This is a genomic window from Alicyclobacillus fodiniaquatilis (assembly GCF_042678105.1).
In the GTDB taxonomy this organism is placed as follows: Bacteria; Bacillota; Bacilli; order Alicyclobacillales; family Alicyclobacillaceae; genus Alicyclobacillus; species Alicyclobacillus fodiniaquatilis.
In genome coordinates this window covers 21086-43091 of record NZ_JBHUCX010000058.1, presented here as the reverse complement: position 1 = coordinate 43091, position 22006 = coordinate 21086, and the positions used below count along the sequence as shown (strand labels likewise).

The following is a 22006-nucleotide window of genomic DNA, read 5'->3' as shown; positions in this document are numbered from 1 at the left end:
TATCCCCGCTTTTCTCATTGAATGGATTCGTGTTTATCCAAATGACAGTCTAGAAAAAGACTTGGCGGCCATCGACCAACGCCCGCGTCAGCGGCAGATTCATGCCGCCGTCCACACGCAGGTTGGCCCCCGTGATATATTCGGCTTCATCACTGGCCAGCCACGCCACCGCCTTCGCCACATCGAAAACGCGACCGGCGCGGCGCAGCGGAATGCAGGCTTCCACTTGCTCAACGCGTTTGGCGTATTCCCCCGTCGGCTCGGCTCGAAGCGTCAATCCCGGTGAAACCGCATTGACGCGAATGCCGTACGGCGCCAATTCATAGGCCATGCTTTCTGTGGTGCGCACCAAAGCAGCTTTCATCGGTCCATATACGCTGTCGCCATCATTCGCCCGCTCATGATGGACAGAGGCTATATTGACAATACTACCCTTGGTGCCGTTTTGAATCATCACTTGCGCCGCGCGTTGGGCGCAAAGATATGGCGCCAGAAAATCCGTCTGATACACGCGCGTCAGTTGATCGAACGTCGTGGTTTGAAATGGTTGAAAAATCGTGATACCCGCATTGTTGACGACCACATCCAGACGCCCCATTTGCGCAAAGGCGTTATCGACCAACTGTGCTGGCACATCTTTGTCCATCAAATCGCCAATGAGTACGCTTACACGCCGCCCCGATTGACGAACCTGTTGTTCGATTGCATCCAAGCCCTCATGCGTCTGGCGGTCATGCAAAACAATATCATACCCCCGCTCTGCAAATGCGAGCGCGATGCCACTGCCGATGCCGCGGCCAGAACCCGTGATGAAAACCACTTTTGTCTGTTCCTGCAAGTCACTTTCCCTCCCCTGTGTCACAAGCCTCTATCATTCCTATGCTGCTTGTCAGACAAGTCTGCCATAAACATGGCTGCGTTAAATTGAGGATTGGGATCGAACGTTCATTTTCACAATGCTGCTGGCGCAAGACGCATTACGTATGGCGGTCTAAGTATGCTTGAATTTCGCGTTTGCCCTTCAACTTGAGTGCGATTTCACATCATTGGGCAGCCAAACCGTGAAGGTCGTCCCTCTCCCCAATTCGCTTTCGCAGGCGATGGTTCCTCCATGCTGTGCGACGATGGATTTGGTGATGGCCAGTCCCAAGCCCGCACCGCCTTGTTGGCGCGACCGAGCAGCATCCGCGCGATAAAACCGCTCAAACAATTTATCCTTGTGTTCCGGCGCAATGCCATGTCCGTTGTCGCGGACGGTCAAATACACACCTTCGGCTTGCACCAGCGATACACCAATCCGTCCAGTCTCTGGACTGGTGTGTTGCACGGCATTTTGAAACAGGTTGAACAACACCTGCTTCATTTTATCCCGGTCAAACCGCGCGTGAACCACGTCCAACACAAGGACCACCTCCCGGTCACCCGCGAGCAAACGGAGCTGATCTTCCATTTGCGCAATCACGAGGTCCATCCGCGCCTCCGTCAATTCCAACGCCTGTTCCCTGTCCAACTTGGCCAGCAACAGCAGATCTTCTACCAATTTCGTCAGCCGTTCCGATTCGCCAAGCATGCTTTTTAAAGCGCTTTGCAGTTGATCCGCGGGCACATTGTCCTGACGCAGCAGCACTTCAATGAATCCACGGATAGAAGTCAAGGGCGTGCGCAGTTCGTGTGAGGCGTCCGCCACAAATTGCCGTAGCCGATGCTTGGCAGCGCGTTCTGCTGCAAAAGATACCGACAGTCTTTCCAGCATGGAATTGAACGAATTGGCAAGCAAGGCGATTTCACTTTGCGCTTTGTCCGGCACGACACGCTCATCCATATTGCCTGCGTCCACCCTTCTGACCGAGTCATACATCTGCGAAAGGGGAACGAGTGTGCGCCGCAGCGTGGATGAAAACGTGAGCAGACCAACCATCAATGCGATGAGTGCCAGCACCACAAAGATGAGCAACTGCCGCATGAGCACGTGCTGCAACTGGCGGAGATCTGTACTGACTTGCACAATGCCAGCGGGCTGGCCATGCGGTCCGACAGGGGCGAGCACCACAAGTTCCTTGTGCCCATTGTCCCCGCGCACAATCTGATATTGCCCGCCATGCTGACCATACGTCAGCGCCGCCTCGTAGGTCTGTTGCGATAGGTGGGGAACCGCTTCGTCGCCCTGCGGCTGAATGAGGACATGTAAGTTGCCTTGCTGATCGATAAAAGATACGGTCGATCCGGGCGTGGCAAAGACAAACGGCGGCAAGCGGTTGGGACCAGATTGTGTCCACATCTGAAACGGCATCGTCCCCACCTGATTCCGGATGGTTTGCGCTGTGTTTTGATAGAGAAACCGACTCATCAAGACGTACTGAAATACGCCAATCAACAGGAACAGGCCTGCGAGAATCAGCAGGGATCTGGACAAGAGCTGATAGCGCAGCGACTTTGGCGCCATCCAACTGCGGAGCGTGCGGAAATGGAATCGGCTCATGGCAGATCTATCCGATACCCAGCGCCGCGAATGGTGCGAATCAACACATGGTCGTCATCTTCCAGCTTGTCGCGCAATGTGCTGACGTACACCTCAACCACGTTCTCCTGGCCGCCAAAGTCGTATCCCCAAACTTCATCTAGGATTTTGCTTTTACTCAAGACGATCCCATGATTGATAACCAAGTATCGCAGTAAATCATACTCAGTATTCGACAATGACAGCATGCTGTCATTGAAGAGAATTTCCTTGCGCTGGTCATTGATGCGAAAAGGGCCAATGGTGACTTCGTTCAACAAGTGCGGAAATTGATTCCGCAATCTCGCTTCAATCCGCGCCAACAGTTCCTGAAAGCTGAACGGCTTGACGACGTAGTCGTCCGCCCCCAGCTTGAGGCCTTTCACGCGGTCGTCAATCTCATCCCTCGCCGTCAGCATAATGACGGACGTATGCGCCATTTTCTTGATCATGCTGCACACTTCAAATCCGTCCATGCCAGGCATCATCACGTCCAAAATCGCGATATGATGATGGAATTCCCGCACCAGATTCACTGCCGTAAGCCCATCTGAAGCCGTCATGACTTGATAGCCTTCATTGCGCAGCCCTAACTCCAGAAACTGCAGGATGCTTGCCTCATCATCCACAAGTAGAATTTTAATATCGCCGGGCCGCATTGCTTCACGTCCATTTCAAGGTTTCAAGATTCTGCAGATCCGTCAGGGCATCTGGCTTTGATCAGTGGTCCAGTCAACCAGGCATGTCGAGTCGCTAACCGCTTAAATGTACTGTGTCTTGGTGTCAAAAATCGCTGGGTCTAGCCGATTCCAAGGTTCAAATGTCGTCGTGAGCGCATACCGTTGGCCAGTTTTGGCCGATTCATACGCGCCAAACATGATTTCGTGCACATGCAACTGCTGTTGCGCCGAACACTTGGGCTGATGCCCTGTCCGCAAACAGTTTACAAAGTGACCCATGATGTCATCTTCCGGTCCGAAGTCTGGCCGTTTGTGCGGAACATAGCACTGTGAAACGCCGCGCCAGGTCACTTCGTCCGCATCGTCGATGGGGCGTTCTGGAGAATGGACAACCAGATCAAATCCAGCGTCGTTCATCGCGACTGCGCCTTTGCGTCCATACACAATCGTGTTGTTTTGCGCGAAGGAAATGCCCCATAAGGATCGAACGACCGCATGTTGTCCCCCAGCGAATTCCACAATCAATGTCACATTGTCATCGACATCACTCTGAATTTTCTTTCCCTCACCTACAATCCGGTTGGGAATCAACGTGTTGATTTCTGCAGTGACGCTGGTTGCCGGGCCAAGTAAGGCAATCAAGCGGCTGACGGGATAGACAAGACAATCCAACACAGCCCCGCCATGTGAGACAGCTCGGTTGTAATACCAATTGTCGCGCGGCGGTCCAGGAATCGACAGTTGCGCTTCCGCGCCAGTGATTTTGCCGATGACGTCCTCTTTTACATATTCTGTCGCCGCGAGAAACGTCGGATTCAAATCATACGGCAAATTCATCAGGATCAGGCCTTTTTCTGCTGCGAGTTCCACCATCCGCCGACAATCTTCAAAACTGGTCGCCATCGGCTTTTCGTTCAGTACGTGCAGTCCGCGTTCCAAAGCGGCAATGACGACTTCCGCATGGACGGAATGCGGCGTCGTGACGACCACACCGTCCAATTGTTCTTCGTCCATCATCACCTTGTAGTCATCGTACCAACGGGGTACGTCGTATTGACGAGCCTTTTTCTCCGCATTTTCCAGATGACGCGCACACGTCGCGACAAATTTCACATCTTCCAAACGAGACGCCTGTTCAAAAAAACGCTTGCTGATATCTCCGCTGCCTACCATACCAAGACGCAATTGCGATTGCCCCATGTGAAACCGCCTCCATGCCTGTGATTGGATTTGTCCAGACAGTTTAAATATAGCACGCTTTCACACATTACTTCTGAAAATAAAGTCGATGAATTTGCGCGCCGCCCCGATTGGCGCTTTGAGCGCGCGCATTCCTATCCTCTGCCATCCACAGGCTGTTCAAAGCCCAATCGGTCATCCAGAATATAAAGCGGTCTATCCCGCGCCTCGTCGTGCACACGCGCCACATATTGGCCGAGAATGCCGATGGCCACGAGCACCAAACTATTGAAAAACACACAGATGCCGCCAAAGAGCAACATGCCGGAACCCGCGTGGTTAGTGAGCAGCACCATCCCCAGCGCGATCAAAATGAAAGCGGCGCTGGCCAGTGTCAACAGGCTGCCCATGTACATTGCAAATTTGAGCGGTTTTTCCGAGAAGGAAGTCATGGCGTCCGCTGACAGCCGCAACATCCTTTTTAATGGATATTTTGTTTCACCTGCATAGCGGGGTTCACGCACATACTCCACCCCGGTTTGCCGAAAGCCCGCCCATGCCACCATTCCCCGCACAAATCGGCTTTTTTCCCGCAGGCTGTTCATCACATCGCAAACCTTCCGGTCAATGAGGCGAAAGTCGCCCACATCGACGGGAATATCCACATCTGTCATCCAACGCAAAGCGCGGTAAAACAGCAGCGCGCTCCAGCGCTTGAACCATGTCTCCCCACGCCGCACCAGCCGTTTGGCATACACCACTTCATAGCCCTGCCGCCAACGGGCGATCATCTCGATGATCAATTCAGGCGGATCTTGCAAATCCGCATCAATGACAATAACCGCATCGCCGCAGGCGTATTCCATGCCTGCGCTGATGGCGATTTGATGGCCAAAGTTCCGGGAGAAGTTGAGCACTTTGACGTTCGGTTCGTCTTGAATCAACCGCTCCAACAATTCGCGTGATCCGTCCAAACTGCCATCGTTCACAAATATCAACTCGTAAGCTTCACCCAAGGTTTCCATGACGGCCTTGAGGCGCGCATGCGTCACCATCAGCACTTCCGCTTCATTGTACACAGGCACAATCACCGAATACCGAACATCCATCCGGCCGCGCGCAGACTGACCGGACGATGGCTGGGCGCTCAACTGTGGCGGATGATTACGATCCGACGTATTCATACAGCGTTCCTCCTCCTCCCATGTTGTGGCCGCTGGAAGACGTGGTGGCGGTCGTTGATTCCCACGCGCTGGAAGACACCACCTTGCAATGCGCGGTGATCCACTTTGTGATGGCCGACTGTGATCCACCCATACCGCCAGCACCGCCAAAGGCGCTGAACGCTTCGCCCGCATTGCCGTCACCCAGCATGGTTGGCATACCCGTCACAGCTGATTTCTTGCCATTTGCGCTACTTGAATTGCCTTGCGCTGCACTTGTGCGCGCTGACGCGTCAGTCGCCGTGTTTTGGCCCGCCTGTCCGCCGCCGCCAAAGCCGCCGCCGGTTTGCAACAAGAAATATTTGAGTTTGCCGGACTTCGTCAACTGCTCCAACTTTTTCACCGTAATGGCTGGGTCCGATCCGTTAAAGCCGCCCATTGCCATCACGGGCAATCCTGTTGCAATGATGATGGGCGCAGCCGTATCGGCGTTTTGGGTGGCCACCAAGTACGAACCCTGCGAAGCCTTGTAATGCTTCTCCAAATACGCGATAAGCGCGCTGTCACTCGTTCCCGTAGTCTGGTTGGACATGGTCATATTCCCCATGCCGCCTCCGAACGAACTGCTCTGCGGTCCAGCCGCAGGCATCGACGCATTCACGCCATCCAAAATCGGCGTCAGCGCCCAATAACCAGGCGCGACGAGCAGTGACAAAACGCCGAAAATGACGCCTATCCTTTTGAAGTGTTTGCGCTGTCCACGCCAGATGAAAAGCGCGGCCAGCGCCGCAGCGCCAATACTGCCAATCAGCAAGCCCGTGCGCACCGTCGGATAGTTCTTGACAATGCCCCATTCAAATCCCAAATCAACCAGCATCACAACGAGCAAAGCGTAACGCCAAATGCCCTTGCCGCGGAGATCCTTCCACATTTTCACGAGGCCAGCCCCTGTCAAAGCAGCAATCGCTGGCGCCAGCGTGATCAAGTAATACTGGTGGAAGAATCCCGCAATGCTGAAGAACACGACCATCGGCAAGAGCCAAGCGATCCAGAACAACGTCCCCAGTTCTCGCCTTGTCCATGGCCGACGCCAACGAACCCGTCTGAGCAGCGGAATGACGGCCAAAAGCGCGATGGGCAACAACCAACTGATTTGGTCGCTCAACGAACTCTGGAACAACCTAAGGACACCCGGCGTGCCTGTATCGAACATGCCCGAGCTCCCGCCCGAGCTTTGACCGTTGGCAGGGAAACCGCCTTTTCCTTGGCCGAATCTGCCCTGCCACTGGCTGGCGCCACTGCTGCTTTGTCCCTGCCCTTGCCCCAAGCTGCCTTGACCTTTGCCACCGAAGTTCCCTGACGGCCCACCAGTAAAACCGCCTGAACCTTGGCTGTTTGCAGTACCTTTCGCTTTAGAAGCAGTGGACGACTGCGTCTGTGTGCCTCCAGTTGCGCCTTGTGGAGCCGAATTTCCACCTGCGCCAGATTGGAAATTGGGCATTTGCGTTTTTTTCGATCCCGTCTGTGCACTTGGTCCAATGGACATGTTGCCCGTCAATCTGTGCAAGCCGTTATAGCCAAATGCCAGAGAGATCTCACTGTTGTTTTCCGTGCTCCCCACATACGGACGCTCACTGGCGGGGGTGAGATCGACCGCGGCTGCCCAGGAGAAAGACAGCACGACCAACACGGCTGTCATTGCCGCCAAATGACCAATTTTCTTTTTCCAGTTCACTTTCGCGCCGACAATATACACCAGATAGATGGCTGGCAGAATCAAATAGGCCTCCAGCATTTTGATGTTGAAGCCGACGCCTTCAAATACGCCCACCCAAATCAGCCACCGCAACTTGCGCGTCTCCATCGCCTTCAACAGCGACCACGCCGCCAACAGCATGACAAACACAAGCAAGCCGTCTACTTCATTCGTTCTTTGCACGGCGACCGCGATGGGTGTGAGCGCCAGCACCGCCGCGGCAATGATGGCGGCAACCACGCCAAAGATGCGCCGCACCAGATGGTAAAGCAGCGCTACGCTGCACACGCCGGCAATCGCCTGCGGCAAAAGCATCGCCCAGCCATGAAAGCCGAACACTTTGACAAAGAGCGCCTGAATCCAGAAATCGACCGGCGGCTTATCAATGGTGATAAATCCATTGGGATCGAACGAGTTGAAAAAGAAATTATGCCAGTTCATCACCATGCTCTTGATGGCGGCGGCATAGTAGTCGTTGCCGTATCCTTCGCGATTCAACGCATAGACATTGAGAAATGCGGAAACCAGCAAAATGAGGCCGAGCACCACTTGGTTCCACTTCATTTTGAAACGTGCCACACCATTTCCTCCACTCTTCGCACATTGGCCGCCTTGCGCGATGGTTTCGCGGCAGCGGCCTCATTCAGTCAATCAAGTTCATCATCCGTTGCCCATATCATGGGGCAACAACCTGAGACGCGGATGAGACGAAGCTTAGAGATTGCTGAAAATATGTGCGTGGGGGGAATAGGATAGGAGACGAGGGGCTTGGAGCGAGAAGTTGGTTATGCTTGGCGCAGAAATCTCTTAATCAATTCTCTCATTTTGGCCGAGATCGATGGAGAACGCCTTTCTGAAGATGATCTACTCTCGTTTTGTAAGTTGCTGTCGTTGGTAGGACATGTGACCATTGTAAAATTAATCGGCAATTCAATTTGGAACCTGCTTGAGAATCGCCCCGCACTGGAGTCCCTTCGCCTTCATCCGAAACGAGTTCCACATGTCATCGAAGAAGTGTTGCGCTATCGTTGCCCCGTTCACATGGTTGTACGTGTGGCAGCAGAAGATACGGTTTTGGGTGGTCAAAGCGTCAACCTCTTTGCCATCCGAACCGACAAAGGATTCACTGGATCCAACTTGTTTCAGATGGTGAACGTATTACGATTTATGGATTTGTAGAAAAGTCGTAGTGACGTCCTGATATATACAATGTATAGCAATGATCAATTTCGCCCATTGCGTGTCTATTCAAGACGGACACGAAGCGTTATTGGGGCTACGATCCCTATGGCTTTATAAGATGAGTGGAAAGTTCTATCCCGTCGCTTTTTAGGACAGCACGCATATGAGTCGGTTTATTCTGAGAAGCGTCCGCTATCTAAAATGCTTTGGAGTAACTTCCTGCTTTCAAAGTCTTTTGGACGAGGGATTCTACCGTCTTCTTCGTAGTCATCCTTCTCTTGAAGTAATTGGCGAGGGTTCATCACACGGGCAGAAATGCCGTTCAATACAAACATATGCTCTAGTAACGAATCGAACCTCCACTCCCATTCCGGTAAATCGTTCAGTATGATGCTGCCATTCTTCAGACGGCTGACATAAGCAATCTGCAAATCAACAGTCTCTTTTCGAAAATCAGACTGCCGACCGTTGAATGGTTCTCTGACTGGAATCTGTTCATAGCCCGCTTCCTTAAGGGCTTGCTCTATTTTGGCTCGGTGATGTATCCAAGTAACCAGGTCAATATCATCATGAAGCCGAGTAACTCTCCCAAACAGAAAATCTATTGCCCATCCTCCACGCAGCCAGAAATCGTATTGTAGAGAAGAAAAGACAAGACTGATCTCCCTCAACACTTCTAGCTGGGTCATGGTTTGAACATGTAAGTCATGCTCTGACATATAAAAACCTCCTTCACACGCGCTGTCATGAGCTTTGATCATAACAATTTCCTGCATATTCCTCTCTCAATCATCTATTCAGATTTCTATAAGTGGCACTATTGCACACTTTGCTTCCATAGCGCCATAATGGCTTTGAACATCGAACTGAATATTCATACACACGAGGGTTCAATCTTTTTTTCAGTTAATGCCCCCGTTAACTGAAGAAGCTCCTTAGCTTCTAGGTGCTGTAAAAACACGTAATCTGTGCATGTAGAATACCGCAATGGTAATTATTATCAGACCAACACACCAACACTCAAAATGTGTTAAAACTGCTGTGGATTGCAGCCAGCTAAGTGGAGGTCCTGCCCATGCCCTGTCTTTTTGTTTTTCCAACTCAACATAGGTGTTATACCGTAAGCATAAGTAATAGACCCCCTAAAACGCCGTAACACAGGCGACTCAAGCCCATAAACTTTTTGCCACAATCGAAAGTTTATTGTTCAAAAATGCCCCTCCCTAATAAGGTTTCTTTACGTCGGCTTCTTGAATTAACGTCCCATAACTGCAATAACATCTAATAGCAATTTACTGATTTTCATTGAGAGCGGAGACCGCTTGAATGAGCTCCTTCATATCCGTAATGACAGTATCTGCACTAGTGTTCTTACTTTGGACAACTTTGGATTCACAAAACCAAATGGTACGCATCCCAACATTCTTAGCACCGACAATATCTTTGTAATAATCGTTTCCGATCATTACACATTCACAAGGTTGTAATTCCAACTCACGAACAACTCCGCGAAAAAATTCAGGACTTGGCTTGGATGCTCCCAATTCTTTCGATGTAAACAGATGGTGAAAGTATTGCCTGATTCCAACCCGTTCCAACGCTTTTCCCATCAACACCGAATTGGAATCTCCCGCATTAGACGCTAGAAAACAATAAAAATATTTCGAAAAATGACCCAATGCTACGTCCGCACCTGGAATGGCTTCAACCTTTGCCCATGTTACCATGGCTCCGGCTTCATCGGGATAGTCACGCATTACCGTGTCGCCCCAATCCAATACAAGTGCCTTTATTTGCATATACTCACGCCCCCACCTGTCCCATGTGTTCAAGAAAGCTGCAAAACTACAAATTAATGATTATTCAGGAATCACAACTCACTTATTTGATTTCCGATCCCGTTAGCAGATCACCTGTCATATGCCGCAGTGATACACATACATATCGCTCTGATTTAAACGTTCAGACATTGCGATGATTTGTTCAAATACCTTTATGACCTCATCTCTGTCCAGGGATAGGGTTTCATAGCGTCCCGCTGACTCTAACCCAGATTCAGTAATAAATTCGCCAGTCAGTTCCATTTGATTGGGTGCATTTGCGAATAAATCTCGCCAAGCGGTAAAAATGGCCTTCAATGAATGCGAGGATTTCTTATCAAAAAGCGTGACACCATGATAATTGATACCCCGTCCATTCGGATTTCCGTCTAACGCAGGATTCTTACTCGGTATCCAATCCAACGTGTCCAAGATGTATTGAATAACATCATCCTTGATGGTAACCGAGTCGATTACGTTATGGGCGTCCGCCCGATGCCTCCAATAATCTTGTATGTCTGCCGTTCCTTTGATGAGATAAAAATCGTGTTTCAAGCTCAAGACAAATCCCCCTACATCTCATCAATTCATTCTTCAGCTATCCTGTCCGCTACTGCCATAAGGAGTCAGGCTGACACAGTGAATATCTATACACAAATTAATGCCAGAACAATCGACATTAAAACATCCTCATGATATCCCGTCTATAATGGCGATCCTAGTCCCAGTGTTTAAGAGTTTCCGCAAAGTAAACGTCAAAATTTTTGCATCACCATTACCTGCATTTCATCCCTCATTCCGTGTCGCAGCCTGCTCTTGCATTGCGATGCGCAAGTCCGAGTCCAAATCAGTCATGTTCTGCAGCGCCCACGAGAAATAACTCGATGGAACCTCGTCCAACCGAGCTCCTTTGTGCTTTCCAAACGGCATTACCTGAATCGGTATCGGCGATTCCGCGTACTCGATGAGCTTCTCTACCTGGTCTGATTGGCAATGTGTTTCCGATAGTATCCCAACTCCCGATAAAACAGGTGTGCTGTCACTAATGTGTCTCCTGCCGCACTGTGCGCAGCCTCCGCGTCTACGTCAATCCCAAGCCAGTACCTCAGTACCTGATTGCTGTGCCCAGGTGCATCAGGCCACAAATGACGAGCGAGCCGATACGAGCATATCCACGGTCGTCCCGTTTCTGGAGTCATTGAGCGGTCGAATTGTGCGTTGTGTGCGACGATGACGGCATCTTGGGGGTGCTCCATTATCGTTGGCCAAACCTCTTCAAACAATGGCTTATCTGCCACATGTTTGAGGGTTATATGATGCACGGCCGATCCGGTTGGTGGTATATCTCGATTGGGATGAATCAATGTATTGTAAAGTGGCTTAATTCCATTGCGTGATACCTCCACAAGTGAGATATCGACGACTTTATCCGAATTAGGACGATACCTGTGGTTTCTGTATCAAGTGCAACAAACTTCGTGTCTTGAATACGCATGATAAAACCTCATTCCAGTGCTGGATTGCAATTGTTACATTCGGTACATTGAACGAAACTCCTATTCATGGGGCCCTACGAATGGTGCACTCCCAAATATACAAATCATATTTAATTTTACCCCAGAATTAAATAGCCCATATTCGATAAAGTTGTTGAAGAACTCCGTAATATAGATAGGTTGGATGGAAGATTACTCATTACGAATGTATTCTTGGCAGTATTCGCGAGGGAAATATGGTGTATTCCCGGAAGAAAACCCGCAATTTCAGGCCTGATTCATCTGAGAATGATAATTCTAAGAGCAGTTTAAAAGAACGACAAAACAACCACAGAAGAGGACGACTCCTAAGAAACATATCCATGCATTGAATTCAGTTATGTTTCGTTCAAGCTAATCCCCTGAAAACTCGGACAAACATAAAATGCCGAAACCCGTTGCAGCACAAGGGTTTCGGCATTTTCATGAATGAAACACAATAGACTTGTGTTTCATTCAAAGACCTCGTGTAGAGAAGGTAAATCGCATCTTTCCGCAAAGTATACTGTTAACGAAGCACTCCATATCGGAACGTGTTATGGAGCTAACGGGACAGGTTAGCGGCAGAAGACAACGAATTTTATGTTTTTATAGGAGGGGTGATGTGTAGTGGGTAATGTTCGAGTCTATCATTACAATGCTTTCAGCACTGAAAAAGATAAGGGTAATCCCGCTGGCGTGGTTTTTGACGGGCATACACTGTCAGAAGAACAGAAGGTCGCAGTAGCTAAGCAAGTAGGATTTAATGAAACTGCATTTGTTCTGGAATCAGACGTCGCTGATTTACGTTTACAATACTTCACGCCTAGTCATGAGATAAATCTATGCGGTCATGCAACGGTGGCAAGTTTGTTTGGGTTACGGTCGAGAAAACTTATAAACGGTCAATACTTAACAGTTGAAACGAATGTAGGAATTTTACCTATGCAGGTGACGTCGACTTCTGATGAATCATTCATGGTGTTAATGAAACAGGCATCACCAGAATTTGTTGAGTTTCAAGGTTCTCTCGATAAGCTTGCTGATTCAATCGGGATTACAAGGGAAGACATCGACGAGAACTTACCCGTCGTCTTTGGCAGTACAGGTATTTGGACTTTATTGATTCCTATAAAGAAGCTCGAATCATTCTCAAGAATGACTCCGCATAATGAACAGTTTCCAAGTGTACTTGTACAAATGCCACGAATGTCAGTTCATCCGTTTTGCTTGGAAACGCACGACCCAAAAGCCCACATGCATGCACGCCACTTTTCATCTCCGTATTCAGGAACAGTTGAAGACCCTGTTACTGGTACAGCCTCAGGAGTCATGGGAGCTTACTATAGCAGATATATAAAAAGTGATTCTGAACAAGTGAATCTTGTAGTTGAACAAGGTCACGAAATCGGGAGAAATGGATATGTTTTTGTAAGCATCGGTTCTCAAGGAAATGACATACAGATTTCTGGGTCAGGCGTTTACGTTACCGAATATGATATTGAAATTTGAATGCGTTCTCGTTAAACAAACGGGGGCGTTAAATTCAAGAAGTCGACGTAAAACACGTTAATGGACCGTTAATTCAAGTCAGCTTAGTTAGAGGTGATTTGACTGTGGGGATTCGCTTTGGCAGGAATACCATCGCATTATTGGCAGTGATCTGTATCATTGTTGGGTATTTTATTTGGGGAAAACTCTCTCAGGATGTCATAGAAACAACTAACAATAAGCTGCAAACGGGTTTGTATAAAGCAATGGTCTATGTTGATTTACACGGCAAGAGGACTTATCAATCACAAGGCCGGTATTATTATCTTGACATTAATGAGCCTTCAAACTTATCTATGCTTAATGAGCGCTTTTCAAACTACATAAAGTCACACGACGCATCAGTTAAAGAGCTCAAAAGTGTATCATTCCGTATCACCAATTCAGAGTCCTTAAATGGGTTTGCTACCGTGACAGTGAAAATGTTACCAGGAGTCGTAAAGACTGTAGAATTAAATGATGGCATTACGTTATTCCACTTTAAAAAGGCTACGTAAAAAAGGTTAACGGACTGGAAAATAACCAACGAACATAGACAAGTATTAGGGTTTTGGGCATACCATGGAATTAAACCAGTTGATTGTACTAGGGCAAAAGGCCGAGGAATTTTCCCCTCGGCCTTTTGCTTACGAATGAAACTAAATATCCTTGAGTTTCTTTCAGAGACTTCGTTTAGAACAGGTAAATCGCATCTTTCCGCAAAGTTATACTGTTAACGAAGCACTCCATATCGGAACGTGTTATGGGGGTAACGGAGAGGAATGTTGAAGAAAGAAGGCGTGTTTAAAATGCAAAAGGGAACACAACCTGCGTGGCGTTTGATGACAGATGCTCCAATAGACTTAAATTTCGCAATTTATGTAGCGTGCTCCTTTGACCTCATAACAGACACCCTTCCTTTTAGCAGAGAACAGATGTGGTCAGCATACTGCCTTGAAGCTTTAGATGTCGAGGAACATAAGACACTAGTCGAGCAATGGAATCAATGGTGGAATGACTTAGTGCTTGACCGAGCAAAGTTAGCCCATGATAGTCATCAAGGACGATGGAGTAGGCATTTTGCACCAAATGGTCACTTTGGTGACCTTGAAGTGCCCCTTCGAACCCGATGCGGAGAGGTTTTCCAGTCATTTAGAGATTGGTGGGGACATACTGCAGGTGGTCAACAAGGCGTGAATTACTGGATTCAATTATTGGGCTTTCATCCCATAGTAAACCAAGTGGAGAATGAGTTTGGGAGAACAGTTCGCCCCTTTGGCTTAACTGTAGATTTCGTTTATACGGGTCTTGCCAACGTGGTAGAGGTCAATTCAACTTACGCCATTATGAGCGTACATCAACCGAATTTATCCGTACATAACAAGGAATGGTGGTTAGCAAAGGTTCGAGAATTAGCATAAGCAACAACTCGCGTTCTGTCGCTAACTGGAGTGTTAAATTCAAGAAGTCGACGGAACATCTCGATATCGGACTCAAAAAATGACTACTGGATTGCCCCGTAGGGTTTTTCGAGCCATTATAGAATTTATTCTCATATTCGTTGAAAAAGAGGGTGTAACATATGTCCGACGAGGAGTTAAATGTGGAGCGTATCATTGACCGAGCATACAGATTTAATGAGGAACAACAGAGAGCTTTAGAGCAGGGGGAAATTTCAGAGGAAGAGTGGTACGAAATAAACAAACAGTATTTTACACGCAATTATTTAGAAAGTGATAATCCAAGAGGACAATCGGGACATAGTGAAGATGAGTATCATTACTCTCTCTCGCACCTAATGATACTCGAAGCGATAAATAAAGATGGTTCATTCATTGATGTCGGTTGTGCAAATGGTTACTTACTGGAATCATTAGAGAAATGGACGAAGGGCTTAAGATATTACAACATTGAATTTCATGGATTAGATATTTCAGAGGGTCTTATTGATCTAGCAATAAAAAGACTTCCCGACTGGAAAGATAGGCTATTTATTGGTAACGCATTATATTGGGCACCAGAGGAAAAAAAGTATGACTTTGTCTGTGTAAAAGAGCTTAGTTACGTACCAATAAACAAACAACAGAGTTTTCTTGACCATTTATTTAATAACTATGTTGCACCTAAGGGCAGACTGCTACTGGGTTCCTATGTAGAAAAACGCAACACAAATGCCCTAGAAAATAAGCTGTCTGAATGGGATTACAAACCAACTGGTTATATCGAAAAATCACATCATAAGCATCAACTCCTTTCAAGGAGAATTCTGTGGTTTGATAAGGAATAGAACACTTAAACACAAAAATATGTGCCACATTGAACGGTTACCGTAACTCCCCTTAACTGACATTAGCCGCTTTACGGTTATCTGGGTATATTTCTCAGTACAACCGGACCTAACTTTTGTGTTTTCGAATTACACAGCCGTACTTGAATAACGACATCCTTCGGCACAGTAACAGAAATCAAGTCAAATCTTCCTGCCCAAGTTGGAGGGCTGTCTCCCCAGGTTGGTTTGTAAGTGTGCTGTTCTCCAGGTAACAATGTAAAACTCCAACTTATTTCTTTAGGGATTTGGGCAAAACCAGCATACGCATCGTAATTTCCAAGTGACGATGGAGTGGGTAAGAAATTGGCATGGATACTGATGTTTCTCCTCGGCAAACACCCGTATACAGGCTTGTCATATGGTAAGCACACGTCGTAAATAAGTGCAGTACCCATAGCATTTTTATATTTATTTACAGGATAGAGAATTTCAGTGTGAGGTAATGGCAAAACGTTGGACGGCTGTTTAACCAAAGATGATTTTGTTTCTGCCTTAGCCAATGGGGTAAACAGTGTACACATGGAAAGAATGGTTATCCCAGTTAACGAATAAATCCATCTCATTGAGTCAGTTCCTCCAAAACATCATAATGGAGATTCGTTCTAGGGTCTGCATTATGAACTTCACTATTCAAAACCAGATATTCAACGAAACACAAATGAAATATGTCTCTTTCACAAAAACAATGAAGTCCCTTGTACCACAGTGAATTTCGTCGTTTTTGTGTGATTGACGTTTTGAATTCGAATGAAACATATACAACGGTGTTCGAACGTTAGACCAGACGATGGGGATGGTGTGTGTTATTGATTTCATGAGGTTGTATTCCTTGGTGATAGGGCATCTATATCCTCAAGCATCGGCAATCATCTCAAGAAATCCGTAAACACCGCCGTTCGTGTTATTCATAAACGTTTTGATCGATCCTGCTCCCATCCGTTTATACACCTTGATCGCTGGTTCGTTAAATGCCGCCACAGGCAATCGAAATTGCTTTGGACAAAATTTATCTCTTGCGAAGTTAAGTCGCTGTTTTATTAGCTGCCGGGGAATTGGAATGCAACATTTTTACGATTAGCGACCTCTGCGCCGTTCCCGAACCATTCTGCTTATTCGCGATTAGAACGGGGGCAAATGAACAAAAATTAAGCAAGTCCGAATCCACGTTACACACTTACAAACAGCCTGGTTCACGACACGTAAATAATAATATTAATTTTTTAGGGCATCGTACGGCATGATACCGCTCATTATACTGAAAAATACATATAGCAGGAGTGAACCGAGATGCCACATTGGAACCCCCACAACAGTCAAATGAAGTTGCCTCACGAATTATCTCTAAATCCCATGTTTGCTCGCGAAGTAGAAGACGCAATTCCGCGATTCCGCTTGCGTGACCAAGGAATGTTGCCCGATACAGCATATCAGATTATCCATGATGAATTGATTCTCGATGGCAACGCCAGACAAAACCTGGCAACATTCGTGACCACATGGATGGAACCAGCCGCTGATCGTTTATACGCCGAATCGTTTGACAAAAACATGATTGATAAAGATGAATATCCGCAAACAGCGGCGATAGAAGAGCGATGTATCCATGTTTTAGCTGATCTCTGGCATTCACCTCACCCAGACAGCACAATGGGCGTTTCGACCACGGGATCATCGGAAGCATGTATGCTGGCAGGTCTTGCGTTAAAGCGACGCTGGCAAAATTCGCGTAAGAAACAGGGGAAATCGATTGACCATCCCAATATCGTGTTTAGTTCTGCTGTTCAGGTCGTTTGGGAAAAGTTCGCGAACTATTGGGATGTTGAAGCGCGTTATGTGAACATCACCCCTGATCACCCTTATATGGACCCCGAAGGTGTTCTCGCTGCCGTGGATGAAAACACAATTGCTGTAGTGCCAATTCTCGGGGTGACCTACACAGGGCTTTACGAACCGATTGATGCGATTGCCAAAGCCCTCGATAATTTACAGGCACGGACTGGCCTCGACATTCCGATGCATATAGACGCTGCTTCGGGTGGATTCGTAGCCCCTTTTCTTCAACCAGACTTGGTCTGGGATTTTCAATTACCTAGGGTGAAATCCATCAATGTATCTGGGCACAAATATGGACTGGTTTACCCCGGACTGGGTTGGGTGGTATGGCGTGAAGCTGAAGATCTCCCAGAGGATCTTATCTTTCGCGTGTCCTACTTAGGTGGAAACATGCCGACCTTTGCATTAAACTTCTCTCGCCCCGGCGCACAAGTACTGCTGCAATATTATAATTTTCTCCGCTTAGGAAAAGACGGGTACTATAAAGTGCAAAAAACTTGTCAGTCAGTGGCACAATTTCTTAGTGCGGAGATTGATAAGATGGGGCCGTTTGAACTATTTACTGACGGTTCGGATATTCCTGTTTTCGCATGGCGACTGAAAGATGGGTACACATCAAAGTGGAATCTCTATAACTTGTCTCGACTCTTGCGGACGTATGGTTGGCAAGTGCCCGCTTATCCTATGCCGCCAAATATGGAGAATGTAACGATTATGCGCGTTGTGGTGCGAAATGGCTTTTCAATGGACCTGGCTCATCTATTCTTGATGAATCTAAATCAAGCTGTTAAATATCTGGATTCTTTGGATGGGCCCATGCCGCATGAGACAAAGAAAGACAATGGTTTTCATCATTAACACCCTCATAAGTCTCCCCTCAATTGAGTGGAGGCAAATAACGGCATGTTCCTACTTGCTCTCCTGACACTCATAGTCGTAATCATAGTCACTTTTCGTTCCCATAAATAAAAGTCACCCCGTTCGGTTTAGACGCCGATCGGGGTGACTTTTTGATTTGCTACAAATGTGGCGATTCACATGAATCGTCTGAGTGCGGGAAATCTCGTCACCGGTTCATACGTTTGGCCAATTCGAGATAGGATTCAATTGCAGGTTTGTCGAGCGGGTTGATGCGTGCTGGCATCTCTTCAGGATGAAACCAGGCGACAGCTAAACTTTCATCGCGATCCGTCCGCAATTCGCCGCAATAGTCAGTGGTCGTATAGACCACACCGGCAAGATAGATTTGATCCCCATTGGGATACTCATAGAAATTTTGGCGACCAGAGCTCAAGTAAAAGAGGTGGAGGTCGCCCACCACAAGGCCCGTTTCTTCTAGCACTTCCCGCCGCGCGGTTTCTTCGAAGCTCTCCCCTAGTTCCATCGAACCGCCAGGAATCCCCCAGCATTCGTTGTCACTTCTGTGCTGCAGCAGGATTCGCCCCACTTCATCCACCACAATGACCCCCGCCCCCGTCATGATGATGGGTCTTGGGCCAATCTCCTTACGCAGATCCATGATATAGCCAGACATGCGCCATCACTCCTTCCAAACAAGAGGAACTCCACACAAAAAGCCGTGCTCTTCCCGCGCGCGTAAAAAAAACGGCTATGGGTGTGACCCATAGCCGCGTTCCAGCGCTTATCCCAACCAGTTGGTGTGAAATACGCCTTCTTTGTCGATCCGCTGATATGTGTGGGCGCCGAAGTAGTCTCTCTGCGCCTGGAGCAAATTCGCCGGCAGCGTCTCTGTGCGATAGCTATCGAAATAAGCGAGCCCAGCTGAAAATCCAGGTACAGGAATCCCTTGCGCGACGGCCACCGAGACAACTTGCCGCCATGCGTCTTGATAGTTTTGCACAATCTCTTGGAAGTATGGATCCAACAACAAGTTCTTCAAGCCCGGATTGCGATCATATGCATCCTTGATGTTTTGCAGGAACCTTGCGCGAATGATGCAGCCGCCGCGGAAAATCATGGAGATGTTTCCGTAGTTCAAGTCCCAACCAAACTCTTCAGACGCGTATCTCATTTGAGCGAAGCCTTGAGCATAAGAACAGATTTTGCTGGCGTACAACGCTTTGCGCACAGCCTCGATAAACGCTGCCTTATCTTGCGTAAATGGAGCAGGTTCAGGTCCTTTGAGCGTTTTGCTCGCCTCTATGCGCTCTGTCTTCATGGCGGACAAGAAACGCGAGAATACGGACTCGGTGATAATGGACAACGGCACACCCAAATCGAGCGAGCTTTGGCTTGTCCACTTGCCCGTTCCTTTTTGGCCAGCTGTGTCCAAAATCACGTCGACCAGCGGCTTGCCGCTCTCTTCATCGATTTTGGTGAAGATGTCCGCCGTGATTTCGATCAAATAGCTGTCCAGTTCTCCTTGATTCCACTCATTAAACACATCGTGCAACTCTGCTGCGGAGAGACCCAAGACATCTTTGAGCAAATGATAGGCTTCGCCGATCAACTGCATATCGCCATATTCAATCCCGTTATGCACCATCTTCACATAGTGACCGGCGCCGTCCGGACCAATATATGTACAGCAGGGATCCCCGTTCACTTTCGCAGAAATGGCCGTCAGAATAGGCTCTACCAGCGCATATGCGTCCGGCTGTCCACCAGGCATGATGGCCGGTCCCTTCAAAGCGCCTTCTTCACCGCCGGAAACCCCTGTGCCAATAAAGCGGAAGCCTTCGGCTTCCAACGCCTGATTGCGACGACGAGTGTCTTGGAAAAAGGCGTTGCCGCCATCAATCAAGATGTCACCCTTGTCGAGATGCGGTTTCAATTGTTCGATGGTCTCATCTGTCGGCTTGCCCGCTTGCACCATAATCAAGATCTTCCGCGGCGTTTCCAAGGAGTTGACAAACTCTTCGATAGAATAAGTGCCAACCAGGTTCTTGTCGCCGGCCTCTTTGATCAACTCTTCCGTGCGATAGGAAGATCTATTGTAAACAGAGACGGAAAATCCTCTGCTTTCAATATTGAGCGCCAAGTTTTTGCCCATGACAGCCAAACCAATGACACCGATTTGTTGTTTTGCCATCTTTCATCCACTTCCTTTTCAAAATCGTGATCGATATACATAGATTTGCGCCCAATGTTGGATTGTGTCAACCGCTCAGGCGCGTTTGTGATGTATTTACGAAGGGGATTTGCATGTTACCTTATCGGAACATTCTGCTTTCACATCACATTAAGATTGAATATATCATAAGATCGCCGCCCGTGGTGCATCAGGGTTGATATGCGACAGAATCAATGGTGTGACAATGCGTCATATCCCCACCAGGTCGCCATGTCATCTCCCAATCCTTCTAGTTGAAGCAAGCGCGTTTTCAACGGCAAACCACCGCCATAGCCAGTCAATGTGCCATTTTTGCCGACAACCCGATGGCATGGCACGACAATCGCAATCGGATTTGCGCCAACGGCCCCGCCCACCGCGCGAACGGCGCGTGGATTCTCGATATATGCGGCTACCTCGGCATATGATGTGGTTTGACCGTAAGGAATTTTCAACAGGGCCTCCCACACCGCCTTCTGGAAATCTGTTCCGCGCAAATCCAGCGGCAGGGTAAAATCGCTGCGCTCCCCCCGGAAATACTCCTCCAACTGAAGCACATACGGCGCCATCACCGCTTCGTTCTGCACCAGCACTGCGCCCGGCTCCAGTTTCGTCAAAAGGCGCGTGAACGCTTCGAAAGACATGTTCGGCAACGCGACACAGCAAAGTCCTTTTTCCGTTGCAGCGACAAAAAAGACCTGCCCATCGAACATCATCGAGTTCCAATAGATTTGCTTTGCCTCTTGCATCCGATTCCCTCCGATCTCTATGATTTACGACAGATATCTCATGCGATTGCGAAATGCAGACGGCGCAATGCCAAAATGTTTTTGAAACACAGTCGAAAAATGAGCCGCATTGGGCATGCCGACCTTCAACGCAATCTCGGCCATGCTCGAATCCGTTCCTTCAAGCAACTTTTGCGCCGCATCCATCCTCGTGTCCCGCAGGTAATCATTTGGGGTCCGTCCCGCCATCCGTTTGAAGACACGGTGGAGGTGATATGGACTGATATGAAGTTCAAGCGCCAGGCTGGACAAGGTAAGCGGTTCATGATAACGCCGCTCAATGATGCGCTTCACCCCCGCCGTCACCTCCTCATCTGGCCATTTGACTGCATCAGGGCGGCAGCGTTTGCAAGGGCGAAACCCAGATGCCGCTGCCTCGTTTGCCGTTGCAAAAATACGCGCGTTTTCTCGTTTCGGATTTTTCGATTTGCACGAGGGACGGCAGTAGACCCCCGTTGTTCGCACGCCATAGAAAAATGATCCATCATAGGATGCGTCACAAGCAAGGATGGCTTGCCAAAATTCGTCGTTCATCATCATCACCTCGCCATTTCAGTATAGCGCTGAAGCACCTTCTTCGGTAAGCGGAGAAAGATGACAGCGCAAGAATAGAAAAGCGCTGCGACAAGGAAGCCGCATCCATAGAGCGAAAGTTTAAACCA

At 48.3% G+C, this 22006-nt stretch carries 22 protein-coding genes; 6 read left to right on the top strand and 16 right to left on the bottom strand.

The features are described from left to right. Nucleotides 1-49: 49 nt before the first annotated feature. From ACFSB2_RS17055 to ACFSB2_RS17030, 6 genes are all read right to left on the bottom strand, one after another. The gene (locus ACFSB2_RS17055; RefSeq protein ID WP_377944310.1) at nt 50-838 is read right to left on the bottom strand and encodes an SDR family NAD(P)-dependent oxidoreductase; all 789 of its coding nucleotides are present in this window, start codon (nt 836-838) and stop codon (nt 50-52) included. Nucleotides 839-1021: 183 nt separating this feature from the next. Next, on the bottom strand, nt 1022-2479 hold the full coding sequence (locus ACFSB2_RS17050; RefSeq protein ID WP_377944309.1) for a sensor histidine kinase: 1458 nt from the start codon (nt 2477-2479) through the stop codon (nt 1022-1024). Beyond that, entirely contained in the window at nt 2476-3156 is a 681-nt protein-coding gene (locus ACFSB2_RS17045; RefSeq protein WP_377944308.1) for a response regulator transcription factor, read from the bottom strand. Before ACFSB2_RS17045 ends, ACFSB2_RS17050 begins: the two co-directional genes overlap by 4 nt. A 102-nt stretch (nt 3157-3258) precedes the next feature. After that, entirely contained in the window at nt 3259-4377 is a 1119-nt protein-coding gene (locus ACFSB2_RS17040; protein ID WP_377944307.1) for a Gfo/Idh/MocA family protein, read from the bottom strand. A 134-nt stretch (nt 4378-4511) separates the two neighbouring features. After that, nucleotides 4512-5540 carry a glycosyltransferase family 2 protein gene (locus ACFSB2_RS17035; protein ID WP_377944306.1) on the bottom strand — a complete coding sequence of 343 codons (1029 nt, stop codon included), beginning with the start codon at nt 5538-5540 and terminating at the stop codon, nt 4512-4514. After that, nucleotides 5521-7854: a glycosyltransferase family 39 protein gene (locus tag ACFSB2_RS17030; RefSeq protein ID WP_377944305.1), complete on the bottom strand. Its 2334-nt coding sequence runs from the start codon at nt 7852-7854 to the stop codon at nt 5521-5523. Before ACFSB2_RS17030 ends, ACFSB2_RS17035 begins: the two co-directional genes overlap by 20 nt. 189 nt (nt 7855-8043) lie before the next feature. On the opposite strand from ACFSB2_RS17030, the gene ACFSB2_RS17025 reads away from it, so the two are divergent. Beyond that, entirely contained in the window at nt 8044-8454 is a 411-nt protein-coding gene (locus ACFSB2_RS17025; RefSeq protein ID WP_377944304.1) for a cytochrome P450 family protein, read from the top strand. Nucleotides 8455-8630: 176 nt separating this feature from the next. On the opposite strand, the gene ACFSB2_RS17020 is transcribed toward ACFSB2_RS17025, so the two are convergent. The 5 genes from ACFSB2_RS17020 to ACFSB2_RS17000 all read right to left on the bottom strand — a co-directional run bounded on the left by ACFSB2_RS17020 (nt 8631) and on the right by ACFSB2_RS17000 (nt 11683). Then, a complete protein-coding gene (locus tag ACFSB2_RS17020) occupies nt 8631-9176 on the bottom strand; it encodes a nucleotidyltransferase domain-containing protein (RefSeq protein WP_377944303.1) in 546 nt (181 codons plus the stop codon). Between the two features lie 573 nt (nt 9177-9749). Next, nucleotides 9750-10256, bottom strand: coding sequence for an HAD family hydrolase (locus ACFSB2_RS17015; protein WP_377944302.1), 507 nt, complete (start codon nt 10254-10256; stop codon nt 9750-9752). Nucleotides 10257-10373: 117 nt separating this feature from the next. Further along, complete coding sequence (locus ACFSB2_RS17010) at nt 10374-10838, bottom strand: hypothetical protein (RefSeq protein WP_377944301.1); 465 nt, start codon at nt 10836-10838, stop codon at nt 10374-10376. Nucleotides 10839-11063: 225 nt separating this feature from the next. Further along, nucleotides 11064-11207, bottom strand: coding sequence for a putative quorum-sensing-regulated virulence factor (locus tag ACFSB2_RS17005; protein ID WP_377944300.1), 144 nt, complete (start codon nt 11205-11207; stop codon nt 11064-11066). A 44-nt stretch (nt 11208-11251) separates the two neighbouring features. Then, a complete protein-coding gene (locus ACFSB2_RS17000) occupies nt 11252-11683 on the bottom strand; it encodes a 3'-5' exonuclease (RefSeq protein WP_377944299.1) in 432 nt (143 codons plus the stop codon). A 738-nt stretch (nt 11684-12421) separates the two neighbouring features. Between ACFSB2_RS17000 and ACFSB2_RS16995 the strand changes: the two genes are divergently transcribed. The 4 genes from ACFSB2_RS16995 (at nt 12422) to ACFSB2_RS16980 (ending at nt 15608) form a co-directional block, all read left to right on the top strand. Beyond that, on the top strand, nt 12422-13303 hold the full coding sequence (locus tag ACFSB2_RS16995; RefSeq protein WP_377944298.1) for a PhzF family phenazine biosynthesis protein: 882 nt from the start codon (nt 12422-12424) through the stop codon (nt 13301-13303). A 104-nt stretch (nt 13304-13407) separates the two neighbouring features. After that, nucleotides 13408-13839, top strand: a complete 432-nt coding sequence (locus ACFSB2_RS16990; RefSeq protein ID WP_377944297.1) for a hypothetical protein — start codon at nt 13408-13410, stop codon at nt 13837-13839. A gap of 264 nt (nt 13840-14103) precedes the next feature. Next, nucleotides 14104-14742 carry a hypothetical protein gene (locus ACFSB2_RS16985; protein ID WP_377944296.1) on the top strand — a complete coding sequence of 213 codons (639 nt, stop codon included), beginning with the start codon at nt 14104-14106 and terminating at the stop codon, nt 14740-14742. A 182-nt stretch (nt 14743-14924) separates the two neighbouring features. Beyond that, entirely contained in the window at nt 14925-15608 is a 684-nt protein-coding gene (locus ACFSB2_RS16980) for a class I SAM-dependent methyltransferase (RefSeq protein ID WP_377944295.1), read from the top strand. A 77-nt stretch (nt 15609-15685) separates the two neighbouring features. Here ACFSB2_RS16980 and ACFSB2_RS16975 read toward each other — a convergent pair whose 3' ends face one another. Beyond that, on the bottom strand, nt 15686-16213 hold the full coding sequence (locus tag ACFSB2_RS16975; protein WP_377944294.1) for a hypothetical protein: 528 nt from the start codon (nt 16211-16213) through the stop codon (nt 15686-15688). 724 nt (nt 16214-16937) lie between these two features. On the opposite strand from ACFSB2_RS16975, the gene ACFSB2_RS16970 reads away from it, so the two are divergent. Continuing rightward, entirely contained in the window at nt 16938-18341 is a 1404-nt protein-coding gene (locus ACFSB2_RS16970) for a glutamate decarboxylase (RefSeq protein WP_377944293.1), read from the top strand. A gap of 208 nt (nt 18342-18549) precedes the next feature. Here the strand turns inward: ACFSB2_RS16970 and ACFSB2_RS16965 are convergent, their stop codons facing one another. From ACFSB2_RS16965 to ACFSB2_RS16950, 4 genes are all read right to left on the bottom strand, one after another. Continuing rightward, nucleotides 18550-19017, bottom strand: coding sequence for an NUDIX hydrolase (locus tag ACFSB2_RS16965; RefSeq protein WP_377944292.1), 468 nt, complete (start codon nt 19015-19017; stop codon nt 18550-18552). Between the two features lie 108 nt (nt 19018-19125). Further along, a complete protein-coding gene (gene gndA / locus ACFSB2_RS16960) occupies nt 19126-20535 on the bottom strand; it encodes an NADP-dependent phosphogluconate dehydrogenase (RefSeq protein WP_377944291.1) in 1410 nt (469 codons plus the stop codon). A 212-nt stretch (nt 20536-20747) separates the two neighbouring features. Continuing rightward, entirely contained in the window at nt 20748-21305 is a 558-nt protein-coding gene (locus ACFSB2_RS16955; protein ID WP_377944290.1) for a methylated-DNA--[protein]-cysteine S-methyltransferase, read from the bottom strand. Nucleotides 21306-21329: 24 nt separating this feature from the next. Continuing rightward, nucleotides 21330-21881 (bottom strand): bifunctional transcriptional activator/DNA repair enzyme AdaA, encoded by a 552-nt coding sequence (locus ACFSB2_RS16950; protein ID WP_377944289.1) that lies wholly within the window; start codon nt 21879-21881, stop codon nt 21330-21332. Between the last annotated feature and the right edge of the window lie 125 nt (nt 21882-22006).

What these genes read in the sequence shown, in the direction of transcription:
- ACFSB2_RS17045 (WP_377944308.1), bottom strand. Translation starts at nt 3,156, where the DNA reads ATGCGGCCCGGCGATATTAAAATTCTACTTGTGGATGATGAGGCAAGC.
- ACFSB2_RS16970 (WP_377944293.1), top strand. Translation starts at nt 16,938, where the DNA reads ATGCCACATTGGAACCCCCACAACAGTCAAATGAAGTTGCCTCACGAA.
- ACFSB2_RS16950 (WP_377944289.1), bottom strand. Translation starts at nt 21,881, where the DNA reads ATGATGAACGACGAATTTTGGCAAGCCATCCTTGCTTGTGACGCATCC.
- ACFSB2_RS16965 (WP_377944292.1), bottom strand. Translation starts at nt 19,017, where the DNA reads ATGTCTGGCTATATCATGGATCTGCGTAAGGAGATTGGCCCAAGACCC.
- ACFSB2_RS16985 (WP_377944296.1), top strand. Translation starts at nt 14,104, where the DNA reads ATGTTGAAGAAAGAAGGCGTGTTTAAAATGCAAAAGGGAACACAACCT.
- ACFSB2_RS17035 (WP_377944306.1), bottom strand. Translation starts at nt 5,540, where the DNA reads ATGAATACGTCGGATCGTAATCATCCGCCACAGTTGAGCGCCCAGCCA.
- ACFSB2_RS17015 (WP_377944302.1), bottom strand. Translation starts at nt 10,256, where the DNA reads ATGCAAATAAAGGCACTTGTATTGGATTGGGGCGACACGGTAATGCGT.
- gndA (WP_377944291.1), bottom strand. Translation starts at nt 20,535, where the DNA reads ATGGCAAAACAACAAATCGGTGTCATTGGTTTGGCTGTCATGGGCAAA.
- ACFSB2_RS17040 (WP_377944307.1), bottom strand. Translation starts at nt 4,377, where the DNA reads ATGGGGCAATCGCAATTGCGTCTTGGTATGGTAGGCAGCGGAGATATC.
- ACFSB2_RS16975 (WP_377944294.1), bottom strand. Translation starts at nt 16,213, where the DNA reads ATGAGATGGATTTATTCGTTAACTGGGATAACCATTCTTTCCATGTGT.
- ACFSB2_RS17005 (WP_377944300.1), bottom strand. Translation starts at nt 11,207, where the DNA reads ATGCCGTTTGGAAAGCACAAAGGAGCTCGGTTGGACGAGGTTCCATCG.
- ACFSB2_RS17050 (WP_377944309.1), bottom strand. Translation starts at nt 2,479, where the DNA reads ATGAGCCGATTCCATTTCCGCACGCTCCGCAGTTGGATGGCGCCAAAG.
- ACFSB2_RS17020 (WP_377944303.1), bottom strand. Translation starts at nt 9,176, where the DNA reads ATGTCAGAGCATGACTTACATGTTCAAACCATGACCCAGCTAGAAGTG.
- ACFSB2_RS16955 (WP_377944290.1), bottom strand. Translation starts at nt 21,305, where the DNA reads ATGCAAGAGGCAAAGCAAATCTATTGGAACTCGATGATGTTCGATGGG.